7 protein-coding genes are annotated in these 7,034 nt (G+C 48.8%); 6 read left to right on the top strand and 1 reads right to left on the bottom strand.

Annotation, left to right across the window (positions count from 1 at the left end; translation table 11 throughout):
• Positions 1 to 113: 113 nt before the first annotated feature.
• Entirely contained in the window at positions 114 to 563 is a 450-nt protein-coding gene (locus HMPREF3138_RS01530) for a copper resistance protein (protein WP_070558757.1), read from the bottom strand.
• A gap of 234 nt (positions 564 to 797) precedes the next feature.
• Between HMPREF3138_RS01530 and pcoA the strand changes: the two genes are divergently transcribed.
• From pcoA to pcoS, 6 genes are read left to right on the top strand one after another with little or no spacing between them, the layout of a single operon-like run.
• Positions 798 to 2,615 carry a multicopper oxidase PcoA gene (pcoA, locus tag HMPREF3138_RS01525; RefSeq protein ID WP_000925242.1) on the top strand — a complete coding sequence of 606 codons (1,818 nt, stop codon included), beginning with the start codon at positions 798 to 800 and terminating at the stop codon, positions 2,613 to 2,615.
• 5 nt (positions 2,616 to 2,620) lie between these two features.
• On the top strand, positions 2,621 to 3,511 hold the full coding sequence (gene pcoB, locus HMPREF3138_RS01520; protein WP_001378118.1) for a copper resistance outer membrane transporter PcoB: 891 nt from the start codon (positions 2,621 to 2,623) through the stop codon (positions 3,509 to 3,511).
• Between the two features lie 39 nt (positions 3,512 to 3,550).
• Positions 3,551 to 3,931 (top strand): copper resistance system metallochaperone PcoC, encoded by a 381-nt coding sequence (gene pcoC, locus HMPREF3138_RS24975; protein WP_000025662.1) that lies wholly within the window; start codon positions 3,551 to 3,553, stop codon positions 3,929 to 3,931.
• A gap of 55 nt (positions 3,932 to 3,986) precedes the next feature.
• A complete protein-coding gene (gene pcoD, locus HMPREF3138_RS01515) occupies positions 3,987 to 4,865 on the top strand; it encodes a copper resistance inner membrane protein PcoD (RefSeq protein ID WP_306414215.1) in 879 nt (292 codons plus the stop codon).
• Positions 4,866 to 4,919: 54 nt separating this feature from the next.
• The gene (gene pcoR, locus HMPREF3138_RS01510; protein ID WP_001188930.1) at positions 4,920 to 5,600 is read left to right on the top strand and encodes a copper response regulator transcription factor PcoR; all 681 of its coding nucleotides are present in this window, start codon (positions 4,920 to 4,922) and stop codon (positions 5,598 to 5,600) included.
• Complete coding sequence (gene pcoS / locus HMPREF3138_RS01505) at positions 5,597 to 6,997, top strand: copper resistance membrane spanning protein PcoS (protein WP_009654301.1); 1,401 nt, start codon at positions 5,597 to 5,599, stop codon at positions 6,995 to 6,997. The genes pcoR and pcoS overlap by 4 nt, the downstream gene beginning before the upstream one ends.
• Positions 6,998 to 7,034 lie beyond the last annotated feature (37 nt).

The following is a 7,034-nucleotide window of genomic DNA, read 5'->3' as shown; positions in this document are numbered from 1 at the left end:
GACCATAGATTCCGTTTTCCAAGCGGACCCCAATATGGGGCTCATGTCCTGCTACGTAACCCGTCAGTAAAGCCCTGCTGCGCACCTGACGCTAAGCACTAACCCGCCTGCAGTTACCTGGAGGAATACAGGCCGCGAAGCTTTCTTGCCTGCGTCTGATGTGCTTCCGCACCGGCATTATTGACCTGCTCATGCACGAGAGCGGCTTTTTCTCCGGCATTCAGTTCGTTAAAAGAAGAAGACGAGGTCTTTGAATTTGCATCACTGCCGGACAGCATTTTTTTATGTTCCTCAATCATTTTCTGATGCGCATAGGACGCGCTGTTGTTCATAAATGAATGAGCAACAATGGCCCTTTCATGTTCATTCATTTCAGAGAATGAGGGCGTGTTGTTTTTATTAACCCTGTCCGGTAAGTTTTCATGCGTCGAGTAATTCACATGACTGACGGCTGAGGCATTATTAACAAATCGATGTGCTTCATGGGCAATATCACTGGACTGAGCAAAAGCTGCCCCACAAAATAAAGCTGTAAACGCAGTGGTCGTGATTAATATATTCATGTGTAATTACCTTCTGAGGTACATAAAAGATGTCCTTATGATCATATATAAAAATAATCAACCTGTGGGGAAGATGACGTAAATGTAATACAGCTATGTACATTACACGATTGTAATGAATTTGTTTCTTAAGGTGTGCTAGATTCATTTCATTGTAAGTGGATGAACCAGTAATTTAATTTAAATCGGTTCTCGAATTCTGTCAGTAACCATACTTTAAATAAGGGAATGCGCATGCTGTTGAAAACGTCTCGACGAACTTTCCTGAAGGGGTTAACCCTCTCTGGCGTAGCCGGAAGTCTTGGCGTATGGAGTTTCAATGCGCGTTCCAGTCTGAGCCTGCCAGTTGCCGCATCCCTGCAGGGTACTCAGTTTGACCTGACCATTGGTGAAACGGCCGTCAATATCACGGGCAGTGAGCGTCAGGCCAAAACAATCAATGGAGGCCTGCCGGGGCCCGTTCTTCGCTGGAAAGAAGGTGACACCATTACCCTGAAGGTCAAAAACCGTCTTAATGAACAGACGTCCATTCACTGGCACGGCATTATTCTTCCGGCCAATATGGATGGTGTTCCGGGGCTGAGTTTTATGGGCATAGAGCCTGATGATACCTACGTTTACACCTTTAAGGTTAAGCAGAACGGGACTTACTGGTACCACAGCCATTCCGGTCTGCAGGAACAGGAGGGGGTATACGGTGCCATTATCATCGATGCCAGGGAGCCAGAACCGTTTGCTTACGATCGTGAGCATGTGGTCATGTTGTCTGACTGGACCGATGAAAATCCTCACAGCCTGCTGAAAAAATTAAAAAAACAGTCGGATTACTACAATTTCAATAAACCAACCGTTGGCTCTTTTTTCCGCGACGTGAATACCAGGGGGCTGTCAGCCACCATTGCCGATCGGAAAATGTGGGCTGAAATGAAAATGAATCCGACTGACCTCGCGGATGTCAGTGGCTACACCTACACCTATCTCATGAACGGGCAGGCCCCGCTGAAAAACTGGACCGGACTGTTCCGTCCCGGTGAAAAGATACGCTTACGGTTTATCAACGGATCGGCAATGACCTATTTCGATATCCGTATCCCCGGGCTGAAAATGACGGTCGTGGCTGCAGATGGCCAGTATGTAAACCCGGTTACCGTTGACGAATTCAGGATTGCCGTTGCCGAAACCTATGATGTCATTGTGGAGCCTCAGGGTGAGGCCTATACCATCTTCGCACAATCCATGGACAGGACCGGTTACGCTCGAGGGACACTGGCCACGAGAGAGGGGTTAAGTGCTGCCGTTCCCCCCCTCGATCCCCGTCCTCTGTTGACCATGGAAGATATGGGTATGGGGGGAATGGGACATGATATGGCAGGAATGGACCACAGCCAGATGGGAGGCATGGATAACAGCGGAGAGATGATGTCTATGGACGGTGCTGACCTTCCGGATAGCGGGACATCCTCCGCGCCCATGGATCACAGCAGCATGGCCGGTATGGATCATTCCCGGATGGCCGGAATGCCGGGTATGCAAAGTCATCCTGCGTCAGAAACGGATAACCCACTGGTTGATATGCAGGCGATGAGCGTCTCTCCGAAATTAAATGATCCGGGTATTGGTCTTCGAAATAACGGAAGAAAGGTTCTCACGTACGCGGATTTGAAAAGCCGCTTTGAGGATCCTGACGGACGTGAACCTGGCCGTACCATAGAACTGCATTTAACCGGCCACATGGAAAAGTTTGCCTGGTCATTTAACGGAATCAAGTTTTCAGATGCCGCACCGGTGCTGCTGAAATACGGTGAGCGGCTCAGGATCACGCTGATCAACGATACCATGATGACTCACCCCATTCACCTGCATGGTATGTGGAGCGATCTGGAAGATGAAAACGGTAATTTCATGGTTCGTAAACACACAATAGATGTTCCCCCTGGTACAAAACGCAGTTACAGAGTGACAGCAGATGCGCTTGGCCGCTGGGCGTATCACTGCCATTTGCTCTATCACATGGAAATGGGAATGTTTCGTGAAGTCCGGGTGGAGGAATGATGCGAATGAAGAGAAATTTGAAGGCCATACCTGTTCTGGTCGCCGGTTTGTTTACCTCACAGCTTTCTATTGCGGCGGGCTCCGTCTCTGCAGATCCCCACGCCGGGCACGACATGTCTGCCATGCAGATGCCAGCAGATGAGAATTTCACTGAGATGACGTCAATGGAGCCCATTGTAACTGAGAGCAGAACGCCAATTCCGCCTGTTACCGATGCCGACCGGAAGGCTGCATTCGGCAATTTACAGGGGCATGCGATTCACGACAGTGCGATTAATTATCTGGTTCTGCTGGATCAACTGGAATGGCAACGGTCGGATAACACCAACAATTTCAGCTGGAGTGTTAACAGCTGGATTGGAGGCGACACAGATCGGATTTGGCTAAAGAGTGAAGGTGAACGAAGCAATGGGGAAACGGAGGCGGCTGAAGCGCAGTTACTCTGGGGACATGCGGTTGGCCCATGGTGGGATTTGGTTGCGGGTGTCAGGCAGGATTTCAGACCTGCTTCTGCCCGGACCTGGGCTGCTGTCGGTTTTCAGGGGCTGGCACTCTATAATTTTGAGTCTGAAATTACGGGTTTTGTCAGTAATGGCGGAAAAGCAGCCCTTCGTCTGGGAGGAGAATACGACGTTTTACTGACTAACCGGCTCATACTCCAGCCATCCTATGAGGTGAATTTCTACAGTCAGGATGATGAATCGCGGGGTCGCGGCAGGGGACTGACTGACACAGAGCTGGGGCTCCGGCTGCGCTATGAAATACGCCGTGAGTTTGCACCCTATATAGGCGTTTCCTGGAATCAACTTTACGGAAAAACATCCGATATGGCGAAAAGAGAAGGTGAGAAAGACCATCAGGTAGTATTCCTGGCGGGAGCCAGAATCTGGTTTTAACGCACTGATATAAAACACTCAACTAAACAGGTAAATAAAATGTCGATTTTAAATAAAGCCATTCTTACAGGTGGCCTCGTTATGGGCGTTGCTTTCTCTGCTATGGCCCATCCGGAATTAAAAAGCTCTGTGCCACAGGCTGATTCAGCCGTAGCGGCCCCGGAAAAGATTCAGCTTAATTTCTCGGAAAATCTGACCGTGAAATTCTCAGGTGCAAAATTAACGATGACGGGTATGAAAGGCATGTCATCACATTCTCCGATGCCGGTCGCGGCAAAAGTGGCGCCAGGCGCTGACCCTAAATCGATGGTCATTATTCCGCGAGAGCCTTTACCCGCTGGCACTTATCGTGTTGACTGGCGCGCGGTTTCTTCAGATACGCACCCTATTACCGGTAATTACACCTTTACAGTGAAGTAATATTATGAACGACCTGATTATGATTGTTATTCGTTTTCTTCTTTATCTGGATTTGATGGTAATATTTGGATTGCCATTTTTTCAGATATATGGAATAAGCGGTGTCAGACATGAAACCTATAACCTGACTAATTTCAGGTCGTTTATAACCTTTGCTGTTGTTACAGGCATCATTCTTACTGGCATTAATATGCTCCTGGTATCTAATGCCATGAGTGGAGTAACTGACCTCAGAGAATTATCCATCCATGTTATCGAGATGGTGATAGAAGAAACTGATGTGGGTATTAGCTGGATTGTCAGGCTCTGTGCCCTGTTTACCACACTCGGTGCTTTGTTCCTTTACACTAATAAGAGAGTATTGTCCTGCCTGCTGATGACGATGAGTGGGGGCGTGGCGCTGGCTACACTTGCCTGGGGAGGACACGCCGTTATGCATGACGGTCTGCATTACTATCTCCATTTACTGAGCGATCTGACCCATCTCGGCGCTGCAGGTGCCTGGACAGGTGCTCTGGTTGCATTTGCTATCCTGCTGATGCGCAGAAACGAGCATAATGCACAGAGCGTCATTGTGATATCTGACTCCCTGGCAAAATTTGCCACGGCAGGAACGGTGATTGTTGTAGCCCTGATCCTGAGTGCGCTGGTCAACTATCTGTATATTGCTGAGGGTAACTTAACTCCCTTATTCAACAGTTCCTGGGGGAGGATATTGCTTGCCAAGACGGCTCTGTTTGTTCTGATGCTTCTTCTGGCTGCAGCAAACCGGTTTCACCTGGGTCCCCGGCTTGAAGTTATGGTCAGGGAAGGGAATTATGGTCGCAGCGTTGCCCTGATGCGAAACAGCATCCTGACAGAATTCGTTGTTGCGATTATCATTCTGGGCGCCGTAGCGTGGCTCGGAATGCTTGCTCCGTCTCAGGTCAGCTAGGGGACAGCCAAAGCTCATGCGTGAGATTTTTACTTTCATATCAGCGAGTTGACCATGCAGCGTATTTTAATCGTTGAAGACGAACAAAAAACAGGTCGTTACCTGCAGCAGGGACTGGTTGAGGAAGGCTATCAGGCCGATCTCTTTAATAATGGCCGCGATGGTCTCGGGGCCGCGTCGAAGGGACAGTATGATTTGATAATACTGGACGTGATGCTGCCTTTCCTCGACGGGTGGCAAATCATCAGCGCACTGAGGGAGTCCGGGCACGAAGAACCGGTCCTGTTTTTAACCGCAAAGGACAACGTGCGGGACAAAGTGAAAGGACTGGAGCTTGGCGCAGATGACTACCTGATTAAGCCCTTTGATTTTACGGAGCTGGTTGCACGTGTAAGAACCCTACTGCGCCGGGCACGCTCGCAGGCCGCAACAGTCTGCACCATCGCCGATATGACCGTTGATATGGTGCGCCGGACCGTGATCCGTTCGGGGAAGAAGATCCATCTCACCGGTAAAGAATACGTTCTGCTTGAGTTGCTGCTGCAACGCACCGGAGAAGTGTTACCCAGGAGTCTTATCTCGTCCCTGGTCTGGAACATGAATTTTGACAGTGATACGAATGTGATTGATGTCGCCGTGAGACGTCTGAGAAGTAAAATTGATGATGACTTTGAGCCAAAACTGATCCATACCGTTCGCGGTGCCGGATATGTCCTGGAGATCAGAGAAGAGTGAGGTTCAAAATTTCCCTGACCACACGCCTGAGCCTGATTTTTTCTGCGGTGATGCTTACGGTATGGTGGTTATCAAGTTTTATCCTGATTAGCACCCTTAATGGCTATTTCGATAATCAGGACCGCGATTTTCTGACAGGTAAACTTCAGCTCACCGAAGAGTTTCTTAAAACAGAGACGTTCCGGAACAAAACGGATATTAAGTCATTATCAGAAAAAATAAACGATGCGATGGTAGGGCACAATGGTTTATTCATTTCTATAAAAAACATGGAAAATGAAAAAATTGTTGAACTCTATGCCAAAAATTCTGTTGTTCCAGCGGTCCTGCTTAATAAGTCGGGTGATATTCTCGACTATATGATCCAGACGGAAGAAAATAACACCGTGTACCGCAGTATCTCGCGGCGGGTTGCCGTGACGCCGGAACAGGGTAAAAGCAAACATGTCATCATTACGGTTGCCACGGATACTGGGTATCACACCCTGTTTATGGACAAACTCAGTACCTGGCTGTTCTGGTTCAATATCGGTCTGGTCTTTATTTCTGTTTTTCTGGGCTGGCTGACCACACGTATTGGTCTGAAACCGTTACGGGAAATGACCAGTCTGGCTTCCTCCATGACTGTACACAGCCTGGATCAGCGTCTAAATCCCGATCTGGCTCCGCCGGAAATCTCTGAGACCATGCAGGAGTTCAATAATATGTTTGATCGCCTGGAGGGGGCATTCCGGAAACTGTCAGATTTCTCGTCTGACATCGCGCATGAGCTGCGCACACCAGTCAGTAATCTGATGATGCAGACGCAGTTTGCACTGGCTAAGGAAAGGGATGTTTCGCATTACCGCGAAATTTTATTCGCTAACCTGGAAGAACTGAAAAGGTTGTCACGAATGACCAGTGACATGCTTTTTCTGGCACGTTCAGAGCATGGTCTGCTGCGGCTGGATAAACATGATGTGGATCTGGCAGCCGAACTGAATGAATTACGTGAGTTGTTCGAGCCCCTGGCAGACGAAACAGGAAAGACAATCACGGTTGAAGGAGAGGGCGTTGTTACCGGAGACAGCGATATGCTCCGACGTGCTTTCAGTAACCTGCTTTCCAATGCAATCAAGTATTCTCCCGATAACACCTGTACAGCGATACACCTTGAGCGTGACAGTGACTGTGTGAACGTGATGATTACGAATACGATGTCCGGCCAGGTTCCCGCTAATCTGGAACGTTTGTTTGACCGGTTCTATCGCGCAGACTCATCAAGGTTCTACAACACGGAAGGCGCGGGGCTGGGATTATCAATTACAAGGTCGATCATTCATGCTCACGGCGGCGAGCTGTCAGCAGAACAGCAGGGGCGGGAAATTGTGTTCAGTGTGCGTCTGTTAATGGATTAATACCGTTATTCAGGAGAAACCCGGAAGGTGACAAAAA

This window comes from Serratia sp. HMSC15F11, assembly GCF_001808215.1.
Taxonomy (GTDB): domain Bacteria; phylum Pseudomonadota; class Gammaproteobacteria; order Enterobacterales; family Enterobacteriaceae; genus Serratia; species Serratia nevei.
The sequence above is the reverse complement of the archived record's forward strand: the minus strand, read 5'-3'. Positions and strand labels throughout refer to the sequence as shown.